The organism is Streptomyces sp. NPDC033178 (assembly GCF_055577685.1).
This window is the reverse complement of record NZ_JBVIPT010000040.1, coordinates 1-24,927: the sequence shown is the minus strand read 5'-3', so window position 1 is coordinate 24,927 and position 24,927 is coordinate 1. Positions and strand designations below refer to the sequence as shown.

15 protein-coding genes are annotated in these 24,927 nt (G+C 68.3%); 13 read left to right on the top strand and 2 right to left on the bottom strand.

All coding sequences use genetic code 11. The features are described from left to right. The first annotated feature begins 117 nt into the window (after positions 1-117). From ACZ5VQ_RS48525 to ACZ5VQ_RS48515, 3 genes are all read left to right on the top strand, one after another. Positions 118-1,221, top strand: a complete 1,104-nt coding sequence (locus ACZ5VQ_RS48525; protein ID WP_469110622.1) for a lytic polysaccharide monooxygenase auxiliary activity family 9 protein — start codon at positions 118-120, stop codon at positions 1,219-1,221. 358 nt (positions 1,222-1,579) lie between these two features. Next, on the top strand, positions 1,580-4,873 hold the full coding sequence (locus tag ACZ5VQ_RS48520; RefSeq protein WP_469110621.1) for a GH92 family glycosyl hydrolase: 3,294 nt from the start codon (positions 1,580-1,582) through the stop codon (positions 4,871-4,873). Positions 4,874-5,011: 138 nt separating this feature from the next. Then, positions 5,012-6,376 (top strand): COG1361 family protein, encoded by a 1,365-nt coding sequence (locus ACZ5VQ_RS48515; RefSeq protein ID WP_469110620.1) that lies wholly within the window; start codon positions 5,012-5,014, stop codon positions 6,374-6,376. A gap of 48 nt (positions 6,377-6,424) precedes the next feature. Here the strand turns inward: ACZ5VQ_RS48515 and ACZ5VQ_RS48510 are convergent, their stop codons facing one another. After that, the gene (locus ACZ5VQ_RS48510) at positions 6,425-10,264 is read right to left on the bottom strand and encodes a GH92 family glycosyl hydrolase (RefSeq protein ID WP_469110619.1); all 3,840 of its coding nucleotides are present in this window, start codon (positions 10,262-10,264) and stop codon (positions 6,425-6,427) included. Positions 10,265-10,859: 595 nt separating this feature from the next. Between ACZ5VQ_RS48510 and ngcE the strand changes: the two genes are divergently transcribed. The 9 genes from ngcE (at position 10,860) to ACZ5VQ_RS48465 (ending at position 23,075) form a co-directional block, all read left to right on the top strand. After that, on the top strand, positions 10,860-12,308 hold the full coding sequence (ngcE, locus tag ACZ5VQ_RS48505) for an N-acetylglucosamine/diacetylchitobiose ABC transporter substrate-binding protein (RefSeq protein ID WP_469110618.1): 1,449 nt from the start codon (positions 10,860-10,862) through the stop codon (positions 12,306-12,308). A 91-nt stretch (positions 12,309-12,399) separates the two neighbouring features. After that, the gene (locus ACZ5VQ_RS48500) at positions 12,400-13,329 is read left to right on the top strand and encodes a carbohydrate ABC transporter permease (RefSeq protein WP_469110617.1); all 930 of its coding nucleotides are present in this window, start codon (positions 12,400-12,402) and stop codon (positions 13,327-13,329) included. Positions 13,330-13,366: 37 nt separating this feature from the next. Next, on the top strand, positions 13,367-14,287 hold the full coding sequence (locus ACZ5VQ_RS48495; protein ID WP_469110616.1) for a carbohydrate ABC transporter permease: 921 nt from the start codon (positions 13,367-13,369) through the stop codon (positions 14,285-14,287). Positions 14,288-14,482: 195 nt separating this feature from the next. Next, positions 14,483-15,682: an ROK family transcriptional regulator gene (locus tag ACZ5VQ_RS48490; RefSeq protein WP_055614337.1), complete on the top strand. Its 1,200-nt coding sequence runs from the start codon at positions 14,483-14,485 to the stop codon at positions 15,680-15,682. 133 nt (positions 15,683-15,815) lie between these two features. Beyond that, positions 15,816-16,919, top strand: a complete 1,104-nt coding sequence (locus ACZ5VQ_RS48485; protein WP_362085750.1) for a substrate-binding domain-containing protein — start codon at positions 15,816-15,818, stop codon at positions 16,917-16,919. A 219-nt stretch (positions 16,920-17,138) separates the two neighbouring features. Then, positions 17,139-17,930: an ATP-binding cassette domain-containing protein gene (locus ACZ5VQ_RS48480; RefSeq protein ID WP_200395366.1), complete on the top strand. Its 792-nt coding sequence runs from the start codon at positions 17,139-17,141 to the stop codon at positions 17,928-17,930. Continuing rightward, the gene (locus tag ACZ5VQ_RS48475) at positions 17,927-19,219 is read left to right on the top strand and encodes a sugar ABC transporter permease (RefSeq protein WP_469110615.1); all 1,293 of its coding nucleotides are present in this window, start codon (positions 17,927-17,929) and stop codon (positions 19,217-19,219) included. Before ACZ5VQ_RS48480 ends, ACZ5VQ_RS48475 begins: the two co-directional genes overlap by 4 nt. A 239-nt stretch (positions 19,220-19,458) precedes the next feature. After that, positions 19,459-21,414, top strand: a complete 1,956-nt coding sequence (gene dxs, locus ACZ5VQ_RS48470) for a 1-deoxy-D-xylulose-5-phosphate synthase (RefSeq protein WP_362085726.1) — start codon at positions 19,459-19,461, stop codon at positions 21,412-21,414. Between the two features lie 137 nt (positions 21,415-21,551). After that, positions 21,552-23,075, top strand: a complete 1,524-nt coding sequence (locus tag ACZ5VQ_RS48465) for an amino acid permease (RefSeq protein ID WP_469110614.1) — start codon at positions 21,552-21,554, stop codon at positions 23,073-23,075. 291 nt (positions 23,076-23,366) lie between these two features. On the opposite strand, the gene ACZ5VQ_RS48460 is transcribed toward ACZ5VQ_RS48465, so the two are convergent. Then, positions 23,367-23,741, bottom strand: a complete 375-nt coding sequence (locus ACZ5VQ_RS48460; RefSeq protein ID WP_469110613.1) for a PIN domain-containing protein — start codon at positions 23,739-23,741, stop codon at positions 23,367-23,369. A 69-nt stretch (positions 23,742-23,810) separates the two neighbouring features. Here ACZ5VQ_RS48460 and ACZ5VQ_RS48455 point away from each other — a divergent pair, with 69 nt between their 5' ends. Next, the gene (locus ACZ5VQ_RS48455) at positions 23,811-24,830 is read left to right on the top strand and encodes a PLL family lectin (protein ID WP_469110629.1); all 1,020 of its coding nucleotides are present in this window, start codon (positions 23,811-23,813) and stop codon (positions 24,828-24,830) included. Positions 24,831-24,927 lie beyond the last annotated feature (97 nt).

The following is a 24,927-nucleotide window of genomic DNA, read 5'->3' as shown; positions in this document are numbered from 1 at the left end:
CGCTCCCACATCGGTGGACCGGAACCCGCCCAGGGCTCGCTCCCATCTCGCGCATCCGCACACGGACATCACCCGACACCGGCACGGCCCATGAACGAAGGGACGGACAGATCTGTCATGATCCTGACAACATCCCCGCCCACCCCGCCCACCCCGCGCCCCCCACGGCGATTACCGCTCCCCGCCCGCGGCAGAGCCCTCCTCCTCATCCTGCTGGCCCTGGTCGTCACGATCCCGGCGCTCGGTCTGGTCGTCTCGGCCGGCGGCGAGGCGAAGGCCCACGGCACCCCCATGAAGCCCGGCAGCCGCACCTTCCTGTGTTGGCAGGACGGGCTCACCGACACCGGTGAGATCAAGCCGATCAACCCGGCCTGCAAGAAGGCGCAGCAGGTCAGCGGCACGACCCCGTTCTACAACTGGTTCTCGGTGCTCCGCTCCGACGGCGCGGGCCGCACCCGCGGCTTCGTGCCCGACGGTGAGCTGTGCAGCGGCGGCAACACCAACTTCACGGGTTTCAACTCCCCGAGCGCCGACTGGCCGTTGACCCATCTGACCTCGGGCGCGACCGTCGACTTCTCCTACAACGCCTGGGCCGCGCACCCGGGTTGGTTCTACGTGTACATCTCCAAGGACGGCTTCGACCCGACCAAAACGCTCACCTGGAACGACATGGAGGCACAGCCGTTCCTGAGCGTCGACCACCCGCCGCTCAACGGCTCCCCGGGCACGGTCGAGGCGAACTACTCCTGGTCCGGCAAACTTCCCTCGGGCAAGTCGGGCCGCCATCTGATCTACATGGTCTGGCAGCGCTCGGACAGCGCGGAGACCTTCTACTCCTGCTCCGACGTCGTCTTCGACGGCGGCAACGGAGAGGTGACGGGCATCCACGACCCGGGCAACCCGACCGAGCCCCCGCCCGGCGCCTGCTCCGCCACCCGCCGTACGACGGGCAGTTGGTCCGGCGGCTACCAGTCCGAGGTCACCGTCACCAACACCGGCGAGGTGCCGATGCTGGGCTGGATGGTCGACTGGACACTGCCGGGCGGCCAGTCCGTCGCCAGCCTCTGGAGTGGCAACGCCACGTACAGCGGTCAGAACGTGATGGTCCACAACGCCGACTGGAACGGGTCGCTCGATCCGGGCGAGAGCGCCTCGTTCGGGTACGTCGTCCAGGGGTCCGGGGGTGATGCGGCGACCGCCCTCGCCTGTCGGCCGGGCTGATCAGGGCCGGCGAACCCGTCACACCACCTGCTCGGACACCACGTGCTCGGGGCGGACCCGGTGGCCGTAATCCACCGGGTCCGCGAGCCGGGCAGGTTCGGGGGAAGGTCTGCCCGGATGGAACATGGCTTGTGCGGACCAGAGGACGCGACAACGTTGTCGAATGGTCTGGCCGAGACTCTACTCCTCCAACAGACAACGCTGTCAAACCTGTTGGGCCTTGAGCCGTCCGAGTGTCGGCCGTGCGCGCCCCTCCGCCGGCAGGCGCTCTTCCGTGGTACAGGTGCGGCACGCTACTGTCCCTGCGGCTTGTGCGACCCGTGGTGCGCGACCCGTCCGAAGGAGGAGGGGCCGCGTCATGCGTTTCCGTCCGTCATCCGTGCTTCCCGCCGTTGCTCTTGCCGCCGCCATGGCCGTCGGCAGCGGAGCAACCCCGGCCGTGGCCGCACCCCCACCGGGACCGGCGCTCGTCCAGGACCCCACCCCGTACGTCGACCCCCTCATCGGCACCAGGAACGGCGGCAATGTCTTCCCGGGCGCCGTCGTGCCGTTCGGCATGCTCTCCTGGAGCCCCGAGAACACCCGCGGCGACGCGACCCGCACGGCCGCGCCCGGCGGCTACCAGTACGACGCGACCCGTATCCGCGGCTTCAGCCTCACTCACATGTCCGGCACGGGCTGTGCGGGCGGCAGCGGTGACATCCCGTTCTTCCCGTACGCGGGCGAGGTCACCTCGTCCCCGGCGAGCGACACCAAGGACGCGGTGTACGCGGCGGACTTCAAGCACGCCGACGAGACCGCCGAACCGGGCCACTACAAGGTCGGTCTCTCCTCCGGCGTCACCGCGGACCTCACGGCGACCGCCCGCACGGGCTCGGGCCGCTTCACCTACCCCGTCGGCAAACCGGCCTCGCTGCTGATCCGTACCGCCAACTCCGAGGTGGGCTCCACGACTTCGGACGTGCGCATCGACCCCAAGGCCCGTACGGTCTCGGGTTCCGTCACGTCCGGCAACTTCTGCGGCTACCTCGACCCGGAGGGCCAACGCGACTACTACACCCTCCACTTCACGGCCCGCTTCGACCGCGCCTTCAAGGCCACCAGCACCTGGCAGGACGACAAGCTGAACCCCGGCGCCACCGAGGCGAGCGGCGGCACCGGCGGATTCGGCACCAACGGCCGGCCGGTCGCGGGCAAGGGCGCGGGCGGATACGTGGAGTTCGAGCCCGGCACCGACCCGGTGAACGTCAAGGTCGGCATCTCGTACGTCAGCCGGGCAGGCGCCGAGGCCAACCTCGCCGCCGAGAACCCGCCCCGCCGCTCCTTCGACGACGTCCAGGACGCCGCGCGGAAGGCCTGGCGCGACCGCCTCTCCGCCGTCAGGGTCGGCGGCGGCACCGACGACGAGCGCACCACCTTCTACACCGCGCTCTACCACTCCCTCCTGCACCCGAACGTCATCAGCGACGCCGACCGCAGATACAGAGGCGCCGACGGCCAGGTGCACAGGGTGGGCACGGGCCACCGGGCCCAGTACGGCACCTACTCCGGCTGGGACGTCTACCGTTCCCAGGTCCAGCTGCTCACCCTGCTCGACCCGCGCACCGGCTCCGACATCGCTCAGTCGCTGCTCGAACTGGCCCGCCAGAACGGCGGTGTCTGGGACCGCTGGCTGCACGGTGCGAGCGGCACCCACGTCATGAACGGAGACCCGGCACCGGCGACCCTGGCGGGCATCAGGGCCTTCGGCGGACGGGACTTCGACCTGCGCGGCGCGCTCGACTCGCTGGTGAAGGCGGCCACCGTACCGACCGGTCTCGATCTGAGCCCGGCCGGGAAGCCCATCATGTCCGTCGGCCAACGCCCGTCCCTCGACAAGTACTTGGCGAAGCACTACATGCCGTCCGTGTCCAACGCCTGGGGCGGCGCCGCCGAGACCCTGGAGATGTCGGGCGCCGACTTCGCCCTCGCCCAACTCGCCACCGCAGCCGGGGAGAAGAAGACCGCTGAGACCTTCACCCGGCGCGCCCAGTGGTGGCAGAACAACTTCAACATCGCGGCCGACCCCACCGGCGGCTACATCGCGAACCGCAAGGCGGACGGCAGCTGGGTCACCGGCTTCACCCCGGCCACCGGCAACGGATTCGTCGAGGGCACGGCGGCCCAGTACACCTGGATGGTCCAGCACAACCCGGCGGGCCTCTTCGCCGCGATGGGCGGGCAGGACAAGGCGGTTGAGCGCCTGGACTCCTTCTTCCACAACGCCGACGGCAGTTGGGCCTTCACCGGCAGCGGCGGCGACAAGTCCGAACTGGACAACGAGCCGTCCATCAACGTCCCCTACCTGTACGCGTACGCGGGCGCGCCCCACAAGACCCAGGAGACCGTGCGGGCCGCGATGGGCAAGCTGTGGTCCACCGAGCCCGCCGGGATCCCCGGCAACGACGACCTCGGCGCGATGTCGTCCTGGTACGTCTTCTCCGCGCTCGGCATGTATCCGCAGGTGCCGTCGCGGGCCGAACTCGTCCTGGGCTCACCGCTGTTCCCGAGGGCCCACATCTCCCGCCCGAACGGCAACGACATCGACATCCGGGCCGAGGGCGCGGCGGCGGACTCGCCGTATGTCCAGTCGTTGAAGGTCAACGGCCGTACCAGCAACCGGCCTTGGCTGCCCGCCTCCTTCGTGCGCGACGGTGGCACGCTCGACTACACCCTCGCCGGGACCCCGAACCGCGCCTGGGGGAGCGGCGCCGAGGACGCCCCGCCGTCCTTCCGCGACGGGGAACAGCCGTACCAGATCGGTGTCGGCCCGACCACGGCTACGGTCGCCCCCGGCGGCAGCACGAAGCTCGACATCCGCGCGCTCGCGCTGAGCGGCGGCACCGGGCCCGAGGTGCGATTCCGCGTCGAGACCCCCGAAGGCGTCCGGGCGACTCCCGCCGAGGGAACGGTCACGGACGGGGCCCAGGAGATCACGCTGGCCGCGGACGAGGACGCCGAGCAGGGCTTCTACGACGTCAAGGTCAGCGTGACGTCCGGCGACAGCGACACCTCGTACGACCAGCCCGTCGCCCTCACCGTCGCGGCGCCCGGCTCACTGCTCGCCGCGTACAACAACACCGGGACCACGGACGACACCGGCGACCACTCAGAGGGCGACTACGACGGTGGCGGCTGGAGCTACTCGCGTCAGGCACTCGCCGCTGCCGGTCTCACCCCGGGCGGGCAGGGTTCGGTGAACGGTCTCGACTACACCTGGCCGGGTTCCCCGTCGGGCCGTCCGGACAACGCCTCGGCGACCGGCCAGACCATCGAACTACCCGCACCGGCAGCCAAGTTGAGCTTCCTCGGCAGCGCGGTCAACGGCAACCAGCAGACGCGGGCGACCGTCACGTATGACGACGGCACCACCGATTCCATCGACCTCTCCTTCACCGACTGGACCGTCGGCGGCGGAGGCGGCACCGTCCAGTACGGCAACGAGGTCGTCGCCCGGACCGCGTACCGGAACGTCGCGGGCGCCGACAAGGACCCGGTCGCCACGTACGTCTTCGCCACGAAGCCGTTCGAGGCGCCGGCCGGCAGGACGATCAGGAGCGTGAAGCTGCCCGACAACGCGGACCTGCATGTGTTCACCGTCGCAGTGAACTGAACTCCCTTTCCCTGCAAGGTAATTCGCTTCCCAGCAAGGTAAGGCCGCTTCCCTGCAGGGCAATCCGCCTCCGTCGGTGCTCCAACCGGCGGAGGCGGTAGCGTGTGCGATTCCGACGAACGCCCCGGGGGACGAGCCATGCGCGCGCGAGTGACAGTGCTGCGGCCCGCAGCCGTCTGCCTGGCACTGGTGATGCTGCTGGGCGGACTCGCCGGATGCGGCACAGGAACCGGCGCCGCGAAGAAGTCGTGGATCGCGGTGCCGGACCAGTTCTATCTCCGGCCGCCCGGGGACAAGTCCGGTCCGACGAACAAGGTGCCCTTCCACGTCCAGGCCGAGGACGTGAAGGCCAGGAGCCGCGTCGGAACGCAGGACCACCGGCTCACGGTGGACGTCACAGGGTCCGAGCAGGCGGTACGGCTCAAGATCTCGGACATCCGCAAGAAGAACCCCAGGTGCGCCGGGACCGACACCCGGGTCGTCTGCAAGGTGAGCGGCGCCTACGACAGCTGGTCCGACATCGACCGCGTCTATCCGTACGCCGCCCCGGGCAGCAGGCCGGGCGACAGCGGAACGGTTCGTTTCAGCTTCACCACCAAGAAGGGGAAGAAGCTCAGCGCCCGCACCCGGGTCGTCGTCGGCGAGCCCGTGGTGAAGGTGCGGACGACGAAGGTGTTCAAGGACGTCGGGCCCGGCTCCGTCCTCAGCACGCCCGTCGTGGTCCGCAACACCGGGGAGGTGCCCGTGCGCGGAGTCGGCCTGCAACTCTCCGTCGGCACGGGCCTGCGCTTCAAGCAGCGGTACGGCAACTGCCGTTACCCGGAGCCGCAGAAGGGCTCCCTCGCGATGTGCGAGTTCCCCGGCGTGCGCATACCGCCCGGGCAGGCGGTCGTCCTCCGCCCGGCCCTGGCACTGGACGTCGCCAAGACGGAGATGTACTCCTCGTTCCGCCAGCAGGCATGGGCCCTCGACATGGGCCCCGCCAAGTACAGCGTGGTGCCCGAGGGCGGCGACCGCGGCGACGGCCTCAGGCTGACGACCGCGACCGCGAAGGGTTCCGACCTGAAGGGGACGTTCGCCGGCGGCGACGTGTGGAGTGACGTGCAGGTGGACACGTACGCCGACTTCGAGGTCTTCCCCGTCGAGGTGAGCGGCGGGCGCGGCAGCGAGCACACCGTGCGTCTGAAGGTCCGCAACAACGGGCCCGCCAACCCCGGGAGCACGACACTGCTGTTCACCCCGCCGGAGAGCGCCACCGTGGTGAAGCAGCCCATGGAGGCCATCGACGAGGACGTGTACGAGCCCTACTGCGACCTCGACAAGGGCACGTACTCCTGCTCCGTGGGAAGCGGGCTGGAAGCGGGCAAGACGCGTACCTTCGACTTCAGGCTCCGCCTCGGCGGTCCGGGCGAGGGCAGCGTGCGGGTGACGGACGCCCGCGATTCCGACCGCCGGGACCCCGACCCCGCCAACGACACGGCACCGGTTACCGTCCTGCCGTAACCGGTGCCGTGTGCGCCGTGCATGCTGCTTTGCCGAGCGTGCCGTGCGTCAGCTCAGCAGTTCCACCTCCGACAGCGTCGCCTCACCGTCGAGGACCAGCCGGTACTTGGTGTACGACCCGGGCGCCGAGACCGAGAACGCCCGTGTCTGCCGGTCCCAGGTGAAGGACTGACCGGACCGCTTGTCGAGGTCCTTCCACGTGGTCCCGTCGGACGAGCCCTGCAGGACCCAGCCCTGCGGAGCCTTGGAGCGCTCGGCCGAAGTCAGCGTGTACTGAACGGCCTTGGCCCGGTCGGCGGTCGGCAGATCGACGGACTCGACGGTCGCGTTCGTCGCCGAGGTGTTGTCGAACAACTCGCCCTCGCCCTTGATGACATCGCTGCGGGGCGACGGCACCTTGTCGTCCTGCGTGATCGAGACGGGCGCCGCGTTCTTCCCGGTGCCCCACGAGGACGGCTTCGACCCCATGTCGAACTCCAGCACTCCGCCACGGGAGATGATCGAGTGGGGGAGGGAAGTCGACTTCCAGGCCTTGCCGTTGACCTTCAGGCCCTGCACGTAGACGTTCTTCGCGCTGTTCTTCGGGGCCTTCACGACCAGCTCCCGGCCGTTCTCCAGGTGCACGGTCGCCTTGGTGAACAGCGGTGAGCCGACGGCGTATTCGCCGCTGCCCATCACCAGCGGGTAGAAGCCGAGCGCGGAGAAGAGGAACCAGGCCGACTGCTCGCCGTTGTCCTCGTCGCCGTGGTAGCCCTGCCCGATCTCGCTGCCGGTGTAGAGCCGGGACAGCACCTCGCGGACGTTCTTCTGCGTCTTCCAGGGCTGACTCGCCGCGTTGTACATGTAGTTCACGTGGTGGGCGACCTGGTTGGAGTGCCCGTACATGCCCATCCGTACGTCACGCGCCTCGGTCATCTCGTGGATGACGCCCCCGTACGAGCCGACGAACTCGGGCGAGGCGGTCTCGGGTGTCGCGAAGTACGTGTCGAGCTTCTCCGCGAGCCCGGAGCGGCCTCCGTACAGGTTGGCGAGGCCGCGGGAGTCCTGGGGCGCGGTGAAGGCGTAGCCCCAGCCGTTCGTCTCGGTGTAGTCGTAACCCCACACCCTCGGGTCGTACTTGGACGACTCGACCCGCCAGTCGCCCTTGGCGTCACGGCCCTGGAAGAAGTCGGCCTTGTCGTCGAAGAGGTTCACGTAGTCCTGGGCGCGGTTGAGGAAGTACTCGGCCTCCTCCTTGTAGCGCTTCTCGCCCGTCTTCTTGTAGAGGGCCTGGCCCATCTTCGAGATGCCGTAGTCGTTGAGGTAGCCCTCAAGCGCCCAGGACAGGCCCTCGTGCGTGTCGGTGCTCGTGTAGCCGAGGAACGGCGAGGTCGCCATGCCCTTGCGGCCCACGCCCGAGGAGGGCGGCACGACGGTGGCGTTCTTGACCGCCGCGTCGTACGCCGACTTCGCGTCGAAGTCGACCCCCTTCACGTACGCGTCCGCGAACGCCACGTCCGACGAGGTGCCGGTCATCAGGTCCGCGTAACCGGGCGAGGACCAGCGCGAGGTCCAGCCGCCGTCCTTGTACTGCTGCACGAACCCGTCGACCATCTCACCGGCCTGACCGGGCGTCAGGAGCGAGTAGGCCGGCCAGGTCGTCCGATAGGTGTCCCAGAACCCGTTGTTGACGTACACCTTGCCGTCGACGATCTTCGCGCCGGTGTGCGTCGGGGTGTCCGGTCCCGGCATCGGCGAGAACGGCGAGGCGTACTGGTACTTCGAACCGACCTTCTCGAAGCCGGAGTTGGGGTACAGGTACAGCCGGTAGAGGCTGGAGTACAGGGTCGTCAGCTGGTCCGGCGTCGCGCCCTCGACCTCGACCTTGCCGAGGATCTTGTCCCACTGCTTCTGGGCGCGCGACTTGACCGCGTCGAAGGACGTGCCGTCCGGGATCTCCTGACGGAGGTTGTCCTTGGCCTGGTCGATGCTGATCAGGGACGTGGCCAGGCGGAGTGTGACCGTGCGGTCCTCGCCCGCCTTGAACTTCAGATAGCCCTTCACACCGGAGGAGCTGCCCTCGGCGACCTCCGCGTCGAAGACCCCGTACACGAAGAGGCGGGTCGCGCCCGTCGACAGGCCGGACTTCACGTCCGAGTAGCCCGTGAAGGTCCCGTTCTCCTTGTTGAGGGTGAGGCCCGCCTGGTCGGTGACGTTGTCGAAGACGACGCTCGCGTCGTCGCCGGGGTAGGTGAAGCGCATGGCCGCCGCGTGGTCCGTCGGCGCCATCTCCGTCTTCAGGCCGTTCTCGAACCGCACCCCGTAGTAGTACGGGCGTGCCGTCTCGTTCTCGTGCTTGAAGGGCAGCGCGCGGGCGGTGCGGCCCGTCTCCGGGGTGCCGGACGCGGCCGACGGCATCACCTGGAAGGTCTGCCGGTCGCCCATCCAGGGGCTCGGCTCATGACTCGCGCTGAACGCCTGTATGGTCGGCAGATTGTCCGAGTTGTTCGCGCGGGCGTAGTCGTAGAGCCAGCTGAGTGAACCCGCGTTCGTCACCGGCGTCCAGAAGTTGAAGCCGTGCGGCACGGCCGTCGCCGGGAAGTTGTTGCCGCGCGAGAAGCCGCCGCTGGAGTTGGTGCCGCGCGTGGTGGACGCGTAGTCCGAGAGATGCGCCTTCGGCTTCTCGGGCTTCTTCACGCTGAGGTTCACGTCGTCCAGCCAGCCGCGGAACTTCGCAGGCCCCTTCGGGGAGTCGTACGCGACCAGGATCCGGTCGACCGTCCGGCCGGCCGCGACCGAGCCGATCCGCGAGACGACGTTGTTCCACTGGTTGACGTACAGCACCTTCGACGCGCCCTGGCCCTGCGGAGTCAGCGCGAACCCGTGCTGGTCCTGGGCCCGCAGGTCACTCAGATAGGTGCCGTCCGTGAACGCCAGGTCCACCGAGACGTTCGTGGCGTCGTAGTCCCGGTCGCCGTCCGCCATCGACGGGAAGACCCGGTACGCCAGCTCGGTGTCGCGGCCCACGGCCACGTTCACGTCGAAGACCTTGTTGTACGAGTAGGCGCGGCCGTCCGCCTTGTGCGTGCCCGCGTACCGGAGGGCCTTCTTGCCCGTGAAGCCCGCGCCGGACTTCGCGGTCGGGGAGCCGCTCGGGCCGCGGTCCACCAGCGAGAGCATGTCCTTGGGCGTCGGCTCCGCGCCGCCGCCCGTCGAGAACTGCACGTCGGCGAGTTGCAGGGCGTCCGAGGCACCGTTGTTCTTGGTGATGTCGAGCCGGAAGTGCTGGTACTCCGCGGGCTCCGCGAGGTCGTACGACTTCGTCTGGAAGCGCTCGCCGAAGGACTCGCCGGTGCGCGTGTCGAGGGTCTTCCAGTCCTTGCCGTCCGTGGACCCCTGGAAGGTCCAGTCGACCGGGTCGCGCTCGTCGTGGTCGTTGGCCGACGTGAGTGCGTACGTCACCAGCTTGACCGGGGCGTCCAGCTCGAACTCCACCCAGCCGGTGGGCGCGAACGTGAGCCATTTGGTGCCGGGCTCGACATCGACGAGGTTCTCCTTCACCTCGCCCGAGCCCGAGTTCTCGCCGCTCGCGCCGACGTCCGTGACGTGCTCGGTCACATTGCCGGGAATACCGGTGCTGAAGCCGCCGTCGACACCCGACGAACGCTTCGAACCATCGGGCGCGGTATCGACTGTATTCAGCCAGTCGGGTGCGGGTTCACCCGCCTCGAAGGAGGAACCGAACTCCCGGTCCGCGGCGGCGGCTTCGGCCGGACGGGCGACGGCGGCGCCCTGCGAGGCCACCACCAGCGCGAAGGCGGTCGCTCCGAGGACCGCCGTGGAACCCCATCCGTGCCGTGCCCTGATCCGAGATCTGTGCGGAGATCCTTGCCGAGATCTGTGGTGCATGCGCCAGCACCCTCCCTGTCACGTGCGCCTGGACAACGTTGTCATATTTGCTGCGCAGGTCCAGTAGGGAGTCAAGTGGTCAGGGATGTCAAGGGTGTTGAACGTGGCGTACGGGGGTAATGACGACAGTCCGCCCGATGGTCCATCCACGGGCTCACCTGTCGGGTTCCTGTTCGGCCGCCGATCGTTCCCTGATCACCCGCTGTGCGGCGGGGCCTGTGGGCAGCTGATATTTCCGCGAGGTCTCACTTCGGGAAAGAGTGTCGGCCAACTGTGCATTCGATCTTGCTCCGCTGGCGGGAAGTGGACTATACCTGTCGGCGTCCGCCCAGTCGTTCGACGGGCCGCGGACAGGCACAGGCCAGGGAGAAGAAGGGGGCGTGGCGATCAGCGACTGCCGCGTATTCCCGCCGATCCCGGTATTCCACGCACGATCCAGCTCTACGTCCCCCCGCGGAAAGCGCCGGGCAAGCCGTCCGACCTGCTTTTCCTGCCGGGGGTCCGGGGGTTGACCCCCGGGTAATGCAGTACCGACCGCGGTGCCGGGGAGGGTCCGGTTCACCGCCTGAGTCCTGATGAAGGCGAGGACTTGAGCATGGGATCCACTTCCGCCCACAACAACCGTGAGGGCGTCGGCCGCCGCGATCTGATCAAGCGGACCGCTGCGCTCGGCCTGATTTCCGTACCCACGATGAGTTTCCTGTCGGCCTGTGCCAGCGGTGACAGCGGCAGTGAGGAAAAGGTCGACAAGGGCAAGAAGACCAAGGAGAACCCCCTCGCCGTCAATGAGAGCGCGCCGCTGGAGATCGTCATCTTCGACGGCGGTTTCGGCACGAAGTACGCCGAGGACGCCAAGGCGATCTACGAGAAGAACTTCCCCAAGGCCAAGGTCAAGTTCTCCTCGACCCAGAAGATCCAGTCGGTCCTGCAGCCGCGCTTCAACCAGGGAACTCCGCCGGACCTGATCGACAACTCGGGTGCCGAGCAGATGGACATGGGCGTCCTCGTGGGCAAGAAGCAGCTCTCGGACCTCACCCCGCTGCTGGACGCGCCGTCCGTCGACGACCCGGCCAAGAAGGTCCGGGACACTCTGCGCCCCGGCATCGTCGAGATGGGCCAGTTCGACGGCGACCCGGTCTGGATCATGTACTACGCGTACACCGTCTACGGCGTGTGGTACTCCCAGAAGGCGCTGGAGTCCCTCGACGCCACGTACCCGGAGACCTGGGACGACATGCTCGCGGTCTGCGCCAAGGCGAAGAAGCAGGGCGTCGCGGGCTGGACGTACGCGGGCAAGCACCCGTACTACATCCCCTTCTCGCTCTACCCGATGATCGCCAAGGTCGGCGGTGTCGAGGTCCTCGACGCCATCGACAACCTGGAGCCGAACGCCTGGAAGCACCCCGCGGTCAAGACCTGCTTCGAGGCGTACTACGAGCTCTACAAGAAGGGCTACATCCTCAAGGGCACGCCGGGTCTGGACCACATCCAGTCCCAGACGGCCTGGACCGAGGGCAAGGCACTCTTCATCCCGAACGGCTCCTGGGTGGAGAACGAGGCGGCGAAGACCATGCCGAAGGACTTCAACCTCGCGGTGAACGCGCCCAGCGGCATCGACAGCTCGGACAAGATGCCCTTCGGCACCATCTGGGCGTCCGGCGGCGAGCCCTTCATCGTCCCCGCCAAGGCCAAGAACACGGACGGCGGCATGGAGCAGCTGCGCATCATGCTCAGCGAGGCCTCGTCGAAGAACTTCACGGCGTCCGTCAAGTCGCTGACCGCGTTCAACGGCGGCACCGACGGCATCGAGCTGACGCCGGGTCTGAAGTCCGGTGTCGCGGCCCTGGAGAAGGCCGGCACCAACGTGGTCAACCCGCGCATCCAGGACTGGTACGTGGCGTTGCAGAAGGAGAAGATCGGTGTCGGCGGCCTCGGCGAGATGATGGCGGGGCGGCTCACCCCGGCAGAGGCCATCAAGAAGATCCAGGGCTATGCCGACGAGGCTGCCAAGGACGACAACATCCAGCACTACAAGCACCAGTGAGCGAGGCCGGGGCCCCGGGCGGTGACCGGGGCCCCGGCTCTCGAAGTGCGGCGTCGACGGCAGCCCCCGCGGGAAGATCGGGTCGGTAGGAATGCAACACGGCAAATACCGTTTCATCGTGGGGTTCTTGACGGCCCCCCTGGCCATCTACGGCCTCTTCGTGATCTGGCCTTTCATCCAGTCCATCTACTATTCGTTCACGGACTGGAGCGGTCTGAGCCCCGAGTTCAAGATGGTGGGCTTCAAGAACTACACGCGTCTGCTCGATGACGAGGTCTTCTGGAAGTCGTTGCAGCACAGCGTGATGCTGGTCGTGCTGCTGCCTTTGGTGACCCTCACCATGGCGCTGTTCTTCGCCTTCATGCTCAATGTCGGCGGACGGCGCCGGAAGAATGCCGCGATCGCCGGTGTCCGCGGCTCCGCCTTCTACAAGGTGGTCTACTTCTTTCCGCAGGTGCTGTCGATCGCCATCGTCGCGCTGCTGTTCCAGTTCGCCTACAACCCCAACAGCGGTGCGATCAACTCCGCCCTGAAGGCGATCGGACTGGACAGCGTCCAGCCCGACTGGCTCGGTGACCCCGATCTCGCCCTCTGGTGCGTTTTCGCGGTACTCGTCTGGTGCACCGTCGGTTTCTTCGTGGTGCTCTTCTCCGCGGGAATGGCCTCCATTCCCAAGGACTACTACGAGGCGGCGCTGCTGGACGGCGCAAACCGCCTCACGACATTCTTCAAGATCACCCTGCCACTCCTCTGGGACACCGTGCAGTCGGGCTGGGCCTATGTGGGCATCCTGGCGCTCGGCGCCGAGGCCTTCGCGGTCGTGCAGATCATGACCGTTGGCCCGAACGGCGGTGGTCCCGACTACTCGACGACCGTCCTGCCGCTGTACGTCTACCAGAAGGCGTTCCGCGACGGTCAGGCCGCCTACGCGACGACGATCGGTGTCGCCCTGCTCGTCGTGACGCTGCTGTTCGTGGCCGTCGTCATGAAGCTGGGCCGGCGCGATCGGCTGGAGTACTGATGCAGACCGAGCTGACCGAGCCGCGAGGAGGCCACGAGTGAAGACGACCGACATGCCTCCCGCCGACACCACCGGGGAGAGGCCGCCCGTCATGAAGACGACGTCGGCGCCCGGGCCGCGGGAGAAGGCCACCGAGGGCAGGACCCTCAACATCTTCTCGCACGGCATGCTCATCCTCTGGGCGTTCATGGTCGTGCTGCCGCTGCTCTGGGCGGTGATGACCTCGTTCAAGACGGACAAGGAGATCTTCAGCTCGCCCTGGGCGCTGCCCGACTCGCTGCACTTCGACAACTGGTCGCGCGCCTGGACCGAGGCGAACATGAGCGACTACTTCCTCAACACGATCATCGTGGTGGGGTTCTCGCTCCTCGGCACCATGCTGCTGGGCTCCATGGCGGCCTACGTCCTCGCGCGCTTCGAGTTCCCCGGGAACCGCTTCATCTACTTCCTCTTCATCGGAGGAATGAGCTTCCCGATCATCCTGGCGCTGGTCCCGCTCTTCTACGTCATGCAGAACCTCGCGCTGCTGAACACGCTGCCCGGACTGATCCTGGTCTACATCGGCTACTCGTTGCCGTTCACCGTGTTCTTCATGACGGCCTTCTTCCGCACGCTGCCGTCCTCGGTGGCCGAGGCGGCCTTCGTGGACGGCGCCTCGCACACCAGGACGTTCTTCCAGGTGATGCTGCCGATGGCCAAGCCCGGCCTGATCAGCATCACCATCTTCAACTTCCTGGGCCAGTGGAACCAGTACATGCTGCCGACCGTGCTCAACACCGAGCCGGACAACAAGGTACTCACCCAGGGGCTCGTCCAACTGGCCGTCAGCCAGGGCTACAAAGGTGACTGGTCCGGCCTCTTCGCCGGCCTCGTGATGGCGATGCTGCCGGTGCTCGCGGCGTACATCGTCTTCCAGCGCCAGGTCGTCCAGGGTCTCACCGCGGGCGCGCTCAAGTAACGGTTCGGCCGTCGGTTCGGTTTGCGAGGGTGGTCCCGGATTGGAGCCGGGGCCACCCTTGTGTGTGCGGGCGCGGGCGCGCCCCTCTCTTGCTCAACCTCTTGACGGGAGGCAACCCAAACGGCTCAGCTTAGAGTTCACTAGTTGGACATAGACGGGGTCTCACTGAGGCGACCCCGTACGCAGGAGGTCGTCGTGGAGACTCCGGGGTCGCAGTCGTCGCTGCACCGAGCCAATCTCGAACGGGTCGTACGTGCGGTGCGCCTGGCCGGGTCGCTCACGCAGGCCGAGATCGCGAGGACGACGGGTTTGTCCGCGGCCACGGTCTCCAACATCGTTCGGGAGCTGAAGGACGGCGGGACGGTCGAGGTCACCCCCACCTCGGCGGGCGGCCGAAGGGCTCGCAGCGTCAGTCTCAGCGGCGACGCCGGCATCGTGATCGGCGTCGACTTCGGGCACACGCATCTGCGCGTCGCGGTCGGCAACCTCGCCCATCAGGTCCTCGCCGAGGAGTCCGAGCCGCTCGACGTGGACGCCTCCGCCGCACAGGGCTTCGACCGGGCTGAACAGCTGGTCAACCGCCTGATCGCGGCCACCGGTGTGGACCGTACGAAGATCGCGGGCGTCGGGCTCGGCGTGCCGGGGCCGATCGACGTGGAGTCCGGGACGCTCGGCTCCACCGCGATCCTGCCGGGCTGGACCGGCACCAAACCCGCCGAAGAGCTGGGCGGACGGCTCGGGGTGCCCGTGCACGTCGACAACGACGCCAACCTGGGAGCCCTCGGCGAACTCGTCTGGGGGAGCGGCCGGGGCGTACGGGACCTGGCGTACATCAAGGTCGCGAGCGGTGTGGGTGCCGGACTCGTGATCAGCGGCAAGATCTATCGCGGCCCGGGTGGCACAGCGGGAGAAATCGGGCATATTACTCTTGATGAGTCAGGCCCGGTCTGTCGCTGCGGCAACCGGGGCTGTCTGGAGACCTTCGCGGCGGCGCGCTATGTGCTGCCGCTCCTGCAGTCCAGCCACGGCACGGACCTGACCATGGAAGGTGTCGTACGACTGGCGAGGGACGGAGACCCTGGCTGCCGTCGGGTGATCGCCGACGTCGGCCGACACATCGGCAGTGGAGTCGCCAATCTCTGCAACCTGCTCAACCCGAGCCGGGTGGTTCTCGGCGGTGATCTCGCCGAGGCCGGAGAGCTCGTGCTCGGGCCCATAAGGGAGTCCGTCGGCCGCTATGCGATCCCCAGTGCGGCACGTCAACTATCCGTTCTGCCAGGGGCACTTGGCGGCCGGGCGGAGGTCCTCGGGGCGCTCGCTCTCGCACTCAGCGAGATGGGCGATTCAACCCTTTTGGACGGCTCGCTCACCACGGCCACGCCTGCCTTCACTTAGAGAACGGATGGCACCGTTGCCATCTCGTTAAGGATTTACTTCTTGACGTCGCACTTGTGGCCGAGTTGACTTCCAGCCACCTCGGCCGCAACGTCGCGGCCTCGTCAGGGAGGTTTCTGAAGTGAATACGCGTATGCGTCGCGCCGCCTTTGCTGTTGCCGCAGGTGCGATGGCTGTCTCGCTGGCTGCCTGTGGCAGTGCCGACGAGGCCGGCGACAGTGACAGCACGAAGTCCGCGGCCAAGGGTGACGCCATCAAGGTCGGCCTCCTCCTTCCGGAGAACCAGACCGCGCGGTACGAGAAGTTCGACAAGCCCTTGATCGAGAAGAAGGTCAAGGAGCTCACGAACAACAAGGGCGAGATCGTCTACGCCAACGCCAAGCAGGACGCCACCACGCAGTCCCAGCAGGTCGACACGATGATCACCAACAAGGTGGACGTGCTGATCGTGGACGCGGTGGACTCCAAGGCCATCGCCAACGGCGTGAAGAAGGCCAAGGACGCCGGCATCCCCGTCGTCGCGTACGACCGTCTGGCCGAGGGCCCGATCGACGCCTACACCTCCTTCGACAACGAAGAGGTCGGCCGCGTCCAGGGCAAGGCGCTTCTGACGGCCCTGGGCGACAAGGCGAAGCCCTCCGCGAAGATCGTCATGATGAACGGCGCGGTCACCGACCCGAACGCCGCCCTCTTCAAGAAGGGCGCGCTGTCCGAGCTCGAGGGCAAGGTCGACATCGCGAAGTCGTACGACACCAAGGAGTGGAAGCCGGAGAACGCCAACGCCAACATGGAAGGCGCGATCTCCGCGATCGGCAAGAACAACATTGTCGGCGTCTACTCCGCCAACGACGGCATGGCGGGCGGCATCATCACGGCCCTGAAGGCCGCGGACGTCTCCCCGCTCCCGCCGGTCACCGGCCAGGACGCCGAGCTCGCGGGTGTGCAGCGCATCGTCTCCGGTGAGCAGTACATGAGCGTCTACAAGCCCTACCCGCAGGAGGCGGACGTCGCCGCGGAGATGGCCGTCGCCCTCGCCAAGGGTGAGAAGCTCGACTCCATCGCCAAGGACTCGGTCGACAGCCCGACCACCAAGGGCGTCCCGTCGGTGCTCGTCCCCGTCGTGTCGCTGACCAAGGACAACATCAACGACACCGTCATCAAGGACGGCATCTACACGCTCGACGAGATCTGCACGGCGAAGTTCAAGGCCGCCTGCACCAAGATCGGTCTCGAGTAGTCACACGCAAGTCCCTCACCGCGTACGGGAATTCGCCATCGGATTCCCGTACGAGGCTTGATTCCCGCAGGGAATCCCGTCCGGGGCTCGCGCACCAGAAGCTCCTCCGGCGCCCCGCAACCACCAGCCCCGCAAGCTAGGGCGGGGCGCCGGACGGAATCCTTCCTCCCTCCCCCAATTCTTCTGCACAACCTCCCGCCGGGTCAGGCGGCGAAGGAGATGGTTAACGTGTCCGCTACGCCTGTCCTGGCGTTGCGCGGGGTCTCGAAGCGGTTCGGTGCCGTCCAGGCGCTCACCGACGTAGAGCTCGAGGTCCACGCCGGCGAGGTGGTCGCCCTTGTCGGCGACAACGGCGCCGGAAAATCCACGCTGGTGAAGACGATCGCCGGCGTGCACCCCATCGATGAGGGCGTCATCGAATGGGACGGCAAGACCGTCCAGATCAACAAGCCGCACGACGCCCAGCACCTGGGCATCGCGACCGTCTACCAGGACCTCGCGCTGTGCGACAACATCGACGTCGTCGGCAACCTCTACCTGGGCCGTGAGCTGAAGAAGCGCGGCATCCTGGACGAGGTCGAGATGGAGCGCCGCTCCCGCGAGCTGCTCCAGACGCTGTCGATCCGCATCCCCAGCGTGCGCATCCCGATCGCCTCGCTCTCCGGCGGTCAGCGCCAGACGGTGGCCATCGCCCGCTCCATGCTCGGCGCGCCCAAGCTGGTCATCCTCGACGAGCCCACCGCGGCCCTCGGTGTCGAGCAGACCGCCCAGGTCCTCGACCTGGTCGAGCGGCTGCGCGAGCGCGGCCACGCGGTGCTGCTCATCAGCCACAACATGGCCGACGTCAAGGCCGTCGCCGACAAGGTGGCCGTGCTCCGGCTCGGCCGCAACAACGGCGTGTTCGAGGTCAAGACCACCTCGCAGGAAGAGATCATCTCCGCCATCACCGGTGCCACGGACAACGCCGTGACCCGTCGTGCGGCGCGCAGCAACGGGGAGGCTCAGAAGTGAGCATCGACAAGACCTCCGCCACTCCCGAGGACCACGTCGTCGAGAACCCCGAGGCCGCCGCGGGCGCCGACGTCGCCGTCGACCCCAGGCTGCTGGTGCGCGAGCGGGGCTTCGCCGGTTACCTCGACGAGTTCAAGCGCAAGATGCGTGCCGGTGACCTGGGCTCGATCCCGGTCGTCGTCGGTCTGATCGTCATCTGCGTCATCTTCCAGAGCCTCAACTCGGCCTTCCTCTCGGCCGAGAACCTCAACAACATCGCCGTCGCGATGGTCGCCACCGGCATGATGTCCGTCGGCATCATCTTCGTGCTGCTGCTCGGCGAGATCGACCTGTCGGTCGGCTCGGTCAGCGGTGTGGCGGGCGCCATCGCCGCCGTGCTCAGCGTCACGAACGGCGTCAACGAGTGGCTGTCGGTCCTCATCGCCCTCGCCAGCGGCGCGGCCATCGGCGCGATCCACGGCTTCTTCTTCGCCAGGATCGGCGCGCCCGCGTTCGCGGTCACGCTGGCCGGCCTGCTGTTCTGGCTCGGCTTCATGCTCCAGATCCTGGGCGAGAACGGCACGATCAACCTCGACGGCGACGGCGTGGTCGGCAAGCTGACCACGTACTACTTCTCGGACGTCGCGGCCGCCTACGGGCTCGCGGTGGTCGCGGTGGCGCTGTTCTTCGTCACCTCGTTCCTGGACAGCCGCCGTCGCGAGGCGGCGGGCATCCCGGCCCGGCCGCTCATCGACATCGTGGTGCGCACCGCGATCCTCGCGGTCGTCGCCTTCGCCGCGGCGGTCATGTTCAACCAGTACAAGGGTCTGCCCCTGGCGCTGCTGCTGTTCGTCCTGGTCCTGGTGATCACGGACTTCGTGCTGCGCCGCACGACCTACGGCCGTAAGATCTTCGCGCTCGGCGGCAGCGTCGAGGCGTCCCGTCGTGCCGGTATCAACGTCACGGCGGTACGGATCTCGGTCTTCGCCATCGCGGGCTTCTTCGCCGCGGTGGGCGGCCTGTTCTGGGCCTCGAAGATCGCGGCGGCCAACCAGAGCGCCGGTGCGGGTGACCTTCTTATGAACGTCATCGCGGCGGCGGTCATCGGTGGCACCAGCCTCTTCGGTGGGCGCGGGCGTACGTGGAACGCGCTCCTCGGTGTCATGGTGATCACGTCGATCCAGTACGGGCTGGCCCTTGAGGGCATCGCCACGCCGGTTCAGTACATGATCACTGGCGGTGTGCTTCTGGCCACGGTCGTCATCGACTCGATCACCCGGAAGACGCAGAAGACCGCCGGTCGCGCGTAGCGGTTCGGCACCGCGCCCCTGAGGGGCGGAGCCCCTTTCGGACAAGTGCCCGACACCAATGGCGGTGTCGGGCACTTTCGTCTGTCCTGGTGCGTTTGGTGGCGGGAGCCGTGGGCGAGATGTTTTACGGCCGAACGCGTGACGTACGACGCACAGCCCGGCCGCCGCCGTGAAAGGCGGAACATTAGACTCGACAGACCCGGCGAAAGCTCGATCAGCTCTACTGCAAGGAGGCACGGGTGCCGCTGCTGACCCGCATCAGGGGACCGCGCGATCTGGACCGGCTCAGCCTGGAGCAGCTGGACCAGCTGGCAGGCGAGATCCGGACCTTCCTCGTCGAAGAGGTCTCCAAGACCGGCGGCCACCTCGGCCCGAACCTCGGTGTCGTGGAGCTCACCATCGCGCTGCACCGCGTCTTCGAGTCCCCGAAGGACAGAATCCTCTGGGACACGGGGCACCAGTCCTATGTGCACAAGCTGCTCACGGGCCGCCAGGACTTCTCGAAGCTGAAGATGAAGGGCGGCCTGTCCGGCTACCCCTCGCAGGCGGAGTCCGAGCACGACGTCATCGAGAACTCGCACGCCTCCACGGTCCTCGGCTGGGCCGACGGCCTCGCGAAAGCCAACGAGGTCCTCCGGAAAGAGGACCACGTCGTCGCCGTCATCGGTGACGGAGCCCTCACCGGCGGCATGGCCTGGGAGGCGCTCAACAACATCGCCGACGCCAAGGACCGCCCGCTCGTCATCGTCGTCAACGACAACGAGCGGTCGTACGCCCCCACGATCGGCGGCCTCGCCAACCACCTGGCGACCCTGCGCACCACCGACGGCTACGAGCGCTTCCTGGCCCGGGGCAAGGACATCCTGGAGCGCACGCCCGTCGTCGGAAAGCCGCTCTACGAAACCCTGCACGGCGCCAAGAAGGGCCTCAAGGACTTCATCGCCCCGCAGGGCATGTTCGAGGATCTGGGCCTGAAGTACGTCGGCCCCATCGACGGCCACGACATCGAGGCCCTGGAGTCCGCGCTCGTCCGCGCCAAGCGCTTCGGCGGCCCCGTCATCGTGCACTGCCTCACCGAGAAGGGCCGCGGCTACCAGCCCGCCCTCCAGGACGAGGCGGACCGTTTCCACGCCGTCGGCAAGATCCACCCCGACACGGGCCTGCCGATCGCCTCCTCCGGCGCCGACTGGACGTCCGTGTTCGGCGAGGAGATGGTCAAGCTCGGCAAGGAGCGCGAGGACGTCGTCGCCATCACGGCCGCCATGCTCCAGCCGGTCGGCCTCGACAAGTTCGCCAAGGCCTTCCCGGACCGGGTGTACGACGTCGGCATCGCCGAGCAGCACGCGGCGGTCTCCGCGGCCGGTCTCGCGACCGGCGGCCTGCACCCCGTCTTCGCCGTGTACGCGACGTTCCTCAACCGCGCCTTCGACCAGGTCCTGATGGACGTGGCCCTGCACAAGTGCGGAGTCACCTTCGTCCTCGACCGGGCCGGCATCACCGGCACCGACGGCGCCTCGCACAACGGCATGTGGGACATGTCGATCCTCCAGGTCGTCCCCGGGCTGCGGCTGGCCGCCCCGCGCGACGCCGACCAGGTCCGCGCCCAGCTCCGCGAGGCGGTCGAGGTCACCGACGCGCCGACCGTGGTCCGCTTCTCCAAGGGCGCGGTCGGTCCCGCCGTACCCGCCGTGGGCCGGATCGGCGGCATGGACGTCCTGCGCGAGCCGGGCACCGACGCCCCGGACGTGCTGCTCGTCTCCGTCGGCGCCCTCGCCCCGATGTGCCTGGAGATCGCCGGCCTCCTCGACAAGCAGGGCATCTCCACGACCGTCGTCGACCCGCGCTGGGTCAAGCCCGTCGACGAGGCCATGGCCCCGCTCGCCGAGCAGCACCGCGTGGTCGTCACCGTCGAGGACAACTCCCGCGTCGGCGGCGTCGGTTCCGCCGTCGCCCAGGCCCTGCGCGACGCGGGCGTGGACGTACCGCTGCGCGACTTCGGCATCCCGCCCCGCTTCCTCGACCACGCCTCCCGCAAGGAGGTGCTGGCCGAGATCGGACTGACCGCACCGGACATCGCCCGGCAGGTCACCGGCCTCGTCTCCAAGCTCGACGGCCTCCCCCACTCTCGGCTTCGGTCGAGCGGGGGGACCCCCACCGAGCAGGCCCACGCCACGGTGGAGTCCGCCCGCGACTGAACAGGGCTCAATGGGCCGGTTTCCACACCCTTTACGGTGGTGAAACCGGCCCATTAGCGTGAAACCTGCCGCGCCGGGGCATACGGACCACGCCCCCTCTCGATCATGTCGAGGACGACAAGCGTGGGAGGTACGCCGTGAGCAGCACCCTCTTCAGGACGAAGAAGGTCGAACAGTCCATCCTCGATACCGAGGAGCCAGAGCACGCGCTCAAGAAATCCCTGTCCGCGCTGGATCTGACCGTCTTCGGCGTCGGTGTCATCATCGGCACCGGCATCTTCGTCCTGACCGGCACGGTCGCCAAGAACAACGCCGGTCCCGCCGTAGCCCTGGCCTTCGTCGTCGCCGGGGTCGTCTGCGCGCTCGCCGCGCTCTGCTACGCCGAGTTCGCCTCCACGGTTCCGGTGGCCGGCTCCGCGTACACGTTCTCGTACGCCTCGCTCGGGGAGCTGCCCGCCTGGATCATCGGCTGGGACCTCGTGCTGGAGTTCGCGCTCGGCACGGCGGTGGTCGCCGTCGGCTGGTCGGGCTACATCGCCTCGCTGCTGGACAACGCGGGCTGGCAGCTGCCGGCGGCGCTCAGCGGGAGAGAGGGGGCCGACGGCTTCGGTTTCGACATCCTCGCCGCCGCCCTCGTGCTGGTGCTCACCGGCATCCTCGTGATCGGCATGAAGCTCTCCGCCCGGATCACCGCGGTCGTCGTCGCCATCAAGGTCACCGTCGTCCTGGTCGTGATCATCGCCGGTGCCTTCTTCATCGTGGGCGACAACTACGACCCGTTCATCCCGAAGGCGCAGGAGGTGCCGGCGGGCGGCGATCTCCAATCCCCGCTCATCCAGCTGATGTTCGGCTGGGCCCCCTCCAACTTCGGCGTGATGGGCATCTTCACCGCCGCCTCCGTCGTCTTCTTCGCCTTCATCGGCTTCGACGTCGTGGCCACGGCCGCCGAGGAGACCCGCAACCCACAGCGGGACATGCCGCGCGGCATCCTCGGCTCACTGATCATCTGCACCACGCTGTACGTCGCGGTGGCGATCGTCGTGACCGGTATGCAGCACTACACCGAGCTCTCCGTGGACGCCCCGCTCGCCGACGCGTTCAAGGCCACCGGGCACCCCTGGTTCGCGGGCTTCATCAGCTTCGGCGCCGCCGTCGGCCTCACGACGGTCTGCATGATCCTGCTCCTCGGCCAGACCCGGGTCTTCTTCGCGATGAGCCGCGACGGACTGCTGCCGCGCTTCTTCTCGCAGGTCCACCCGCGCTTCAAGACCCCACACCGGCCGACCATCCTGCTCGGCGTGATCATCGCGATCCTCGCGGGCTTCACCAGCCTGAGCGAGCTCGCCGAACTGGTCAACATCGGCACGCTGTTCGCGTTCGTCGTCGTCGCGATCGGCGTGATCATCCTCCGCCGCACCCGTCCCGAACTGCACCGCTCCTTCCGTACCCCGCTGGTGCCGTTCCTGCCGATCGTCTCCGTCCTCGCCTCGCTGTGGCTGATGCTCAACCTGCCCGCCGAAACCTGGCTGCGGTTCGGCATCTGGATGGCGCTCGGCTTCCTCGTGTACTTCCTGTACGGCCGCTCCCACAGCCGTCTCGGACGTGGCGAGGAGGCCACGATCGGCGAGGTCATCAAGCCGCAGCGCGGAGACACCCAGTAACGGACCTCCGCGACCGACCGACCTTCGCGACCGACCGACCTTCGCGATCGACTGACCCTCGCGATCAACCGGCCCCGTGCGTCCCCCGCTCCGGCGGAGACCGCGGGGCCGGACCGCGTGCGCCGGCGCGCCGACCGCAGTCGCCACGGCGGCTCCTGACGGCCCGGTACGAGTAAGTGGGCATGGGGTTGACGGGGCGGTGCCGTACGTGCCCGTGAGGCGGCCCCCAGGGGCTGGGACGGTGCGCGGGCGCGTGCGATGAGGGCGACGACCACGTGCGGCGCGGGAGTGCTAGGGGCGGACCGTGCGTGGGCCCGTGACCTCCGCGCCCAACTCGCTCACCCGGCGGCGCAGTTCACGGTCGGCCGTGACCACCAGGCGCGGGCGGTCCGCGGCCTGGGTGGACAGCTCCACGATGCGGTCGTCGCCGCTGCCGGGCGCCTCGTCGACCCGTACGCCCGGGACGGAGGCGATGCCGCGAGCGCCTCCCTCGACCACGAGGACCAGCTCCAGGGGCCCCGGGTGCCCCGGCAGCCCGTCGGCGGCGTACGGGACGAGCAGGTCCCGCAGGCGCTCCGCGGCGCCCCGGCGGTCGCGCCACCAGCCGTCGGGCACGGACCCGACCACATTGGCGGCGTCGACGATCACGAGCAGCGGGGCATCCATGTGGCCAGGGTCGCACGGAGGGGGATCACACGACCCGATTAGAGTGGGGGAGTGTCAATGGTCCGCACAGTGAACGGTGACTGGCTCATACGCGGCCGGGACGGCAGACTCGGCGCCTACGCTCCGCGGGAGGAAGCGGTGTGGTGCTGGGCCGAGCAGCACCCGGGCGGCGCATGGTCGGCGCCCCGTACGGTCGGCGGCGACCAGCGTGTCCACCCCGCGCTCGCCGTGGGGCAGGGAACCGACGGTTACGCCCATCTGGTGTCCTGGCGTCCCACCGGCGGGCAGGAGTCGGGGCTCGTCCACGCCACGCACTTCCGGCCGCATCTCGCGGCCCTCGACTGGAATCCCCTCGGGCATCCCAACAAGAAGGGCGAGGCGACCGGAGTACCGGCCGTCACGGTCGACGCACAGGGCCGCGCCCATGTCTTCGTACCCAACAGGGGTGGCGGCGTCAGCATGCGCGGCCAGAAGGAACGCGGCGGCTGGGGCCCGTGGCGTGACCTCAAGGGCCGTGAGGTCGAGGGCGAACTGGCGGCCGTGACCCGGGCGTCCGGGCTCGTCGAGCTGTACGCGGCCTCGCCTGCGGGCATCCTGCGCTGGACCCAGCTGGGCCCTGGCCACATCCCCGCGATCGACGAGGAGCCGCTCAAGGTGGCGGCGCGGCCGGGGACGCTGCGGGCCCTCACCACCTCCGAGGAGCATGTGACGCTCTTCTTCACGGACGAGTCGGACACGGTGTGCGCGTGGCGGGCCGGGAGTGAGCCCGTGGCGCTCCTCACCTGTGCCGGGCCGGGGCCGGTGTCCGCGATCCGGTGCACGCTCGACGGTGTCGACTGCACGTTGCTCGCCCAGCGGTCCTTGAGTGGGCGGATCGCCTTCGCCGCGTATCCGACGGAGCGGGAGTCGGCGGGGGCCTGGTGGACCGAGTCCGGTCCCCAACTCCCCGCGGACGTCCAGCTGTCGTTGGGCCACGACCACGAGGGCCGCGTCACGGCCGCCACCCTCCAGCCGACCACCGGTCACCTCCTGCTGACCCGCCGAAAGGAAGAGCCGGGCTTGGCGCTGGAGGCCTGGCACACCATTTGATCCGCCCCCGCCGCCCCTACCCATTCCCGTCCCCTGGGGCTCCGCCCCAGACCCCGTTGGGGTGTGTTGTCGGGTGCGGCTTCGTTGTGGCTGATCG

What these genes read in the sequence shown, in the direction of transcription:
- ACZ5VQ_RS48525 (WP_469110622.1), top strand. Translation starts at nt 118, where the DNA reads ATGATCCTGACAACATCCCCGCCCACCCCGCCCACCCCGCGCCCCCCA.
- ACZ5VQ_RS48520 (WP_469110621.1), top strand. Translation starts at nt 1,580, where the DNA reads ATGCGTTTCCGTCCGTCATCCGTGCTTCCCGCCGTTGCTCTTGCCGCC.
- ACZ5VQ_RS48515 (WP_469110620.1), top strand. Translation starts at nt 5,012, where the DNA reads ATGCGCGCGCGAGTGACAGTGCTGCGGCCCGCAGCCGTCTGCCTGGCA.
- ACZ5VQ_RS48510 (WP_469110619.1), bottom strand. Translation starts at nt 10,264, where the DNA reads ATGCACCACAGATCTCGGCAAGGATCTCCGCACAGATCTCGGATCAGG.
- ngcE (WP_469110618.1), top strand. Translation starts at nt 10,860, where the DNA reads ATGGGATCCACTTCCGCCCACAACAACCGTGAGGGCGTCGGCCGCCGC.
- ACZ5VQ_RS48500 (WP_469110617.1), top strand. Translation starts at nt 12,400, where the DNA reads ATGCAACACGGCAAATACCGTTTCATCGTGGGGTTCTTGACGGCCCCC.
- ACZ5VQ_RS48485 (WP_362085750.1), top strand. Translation starts at nt 15,816, where the DNA reads ATGCGTCGCGCCGCCTTTGCTGTTGCCGCAGGTGCGATGGCTGTCTCG.
- ACZ5VQ_RS48480 (WP_200395366.1), top strand. Translation starts at nt 17,139, where the DNA reads ATGGTTAACGTGTCCGCTACGCCTGTCCTGGCGTTGCGCGGGGTCTCG.
- ACZ5VQ_RS48460 (WP_469110613.1), bottom strand. Translation starts at nt 23,741, where the DNA reads ATGGATGCCCCGCTGCTCGTGATCGTCGACGCCGCCAATGTGGTCGGG.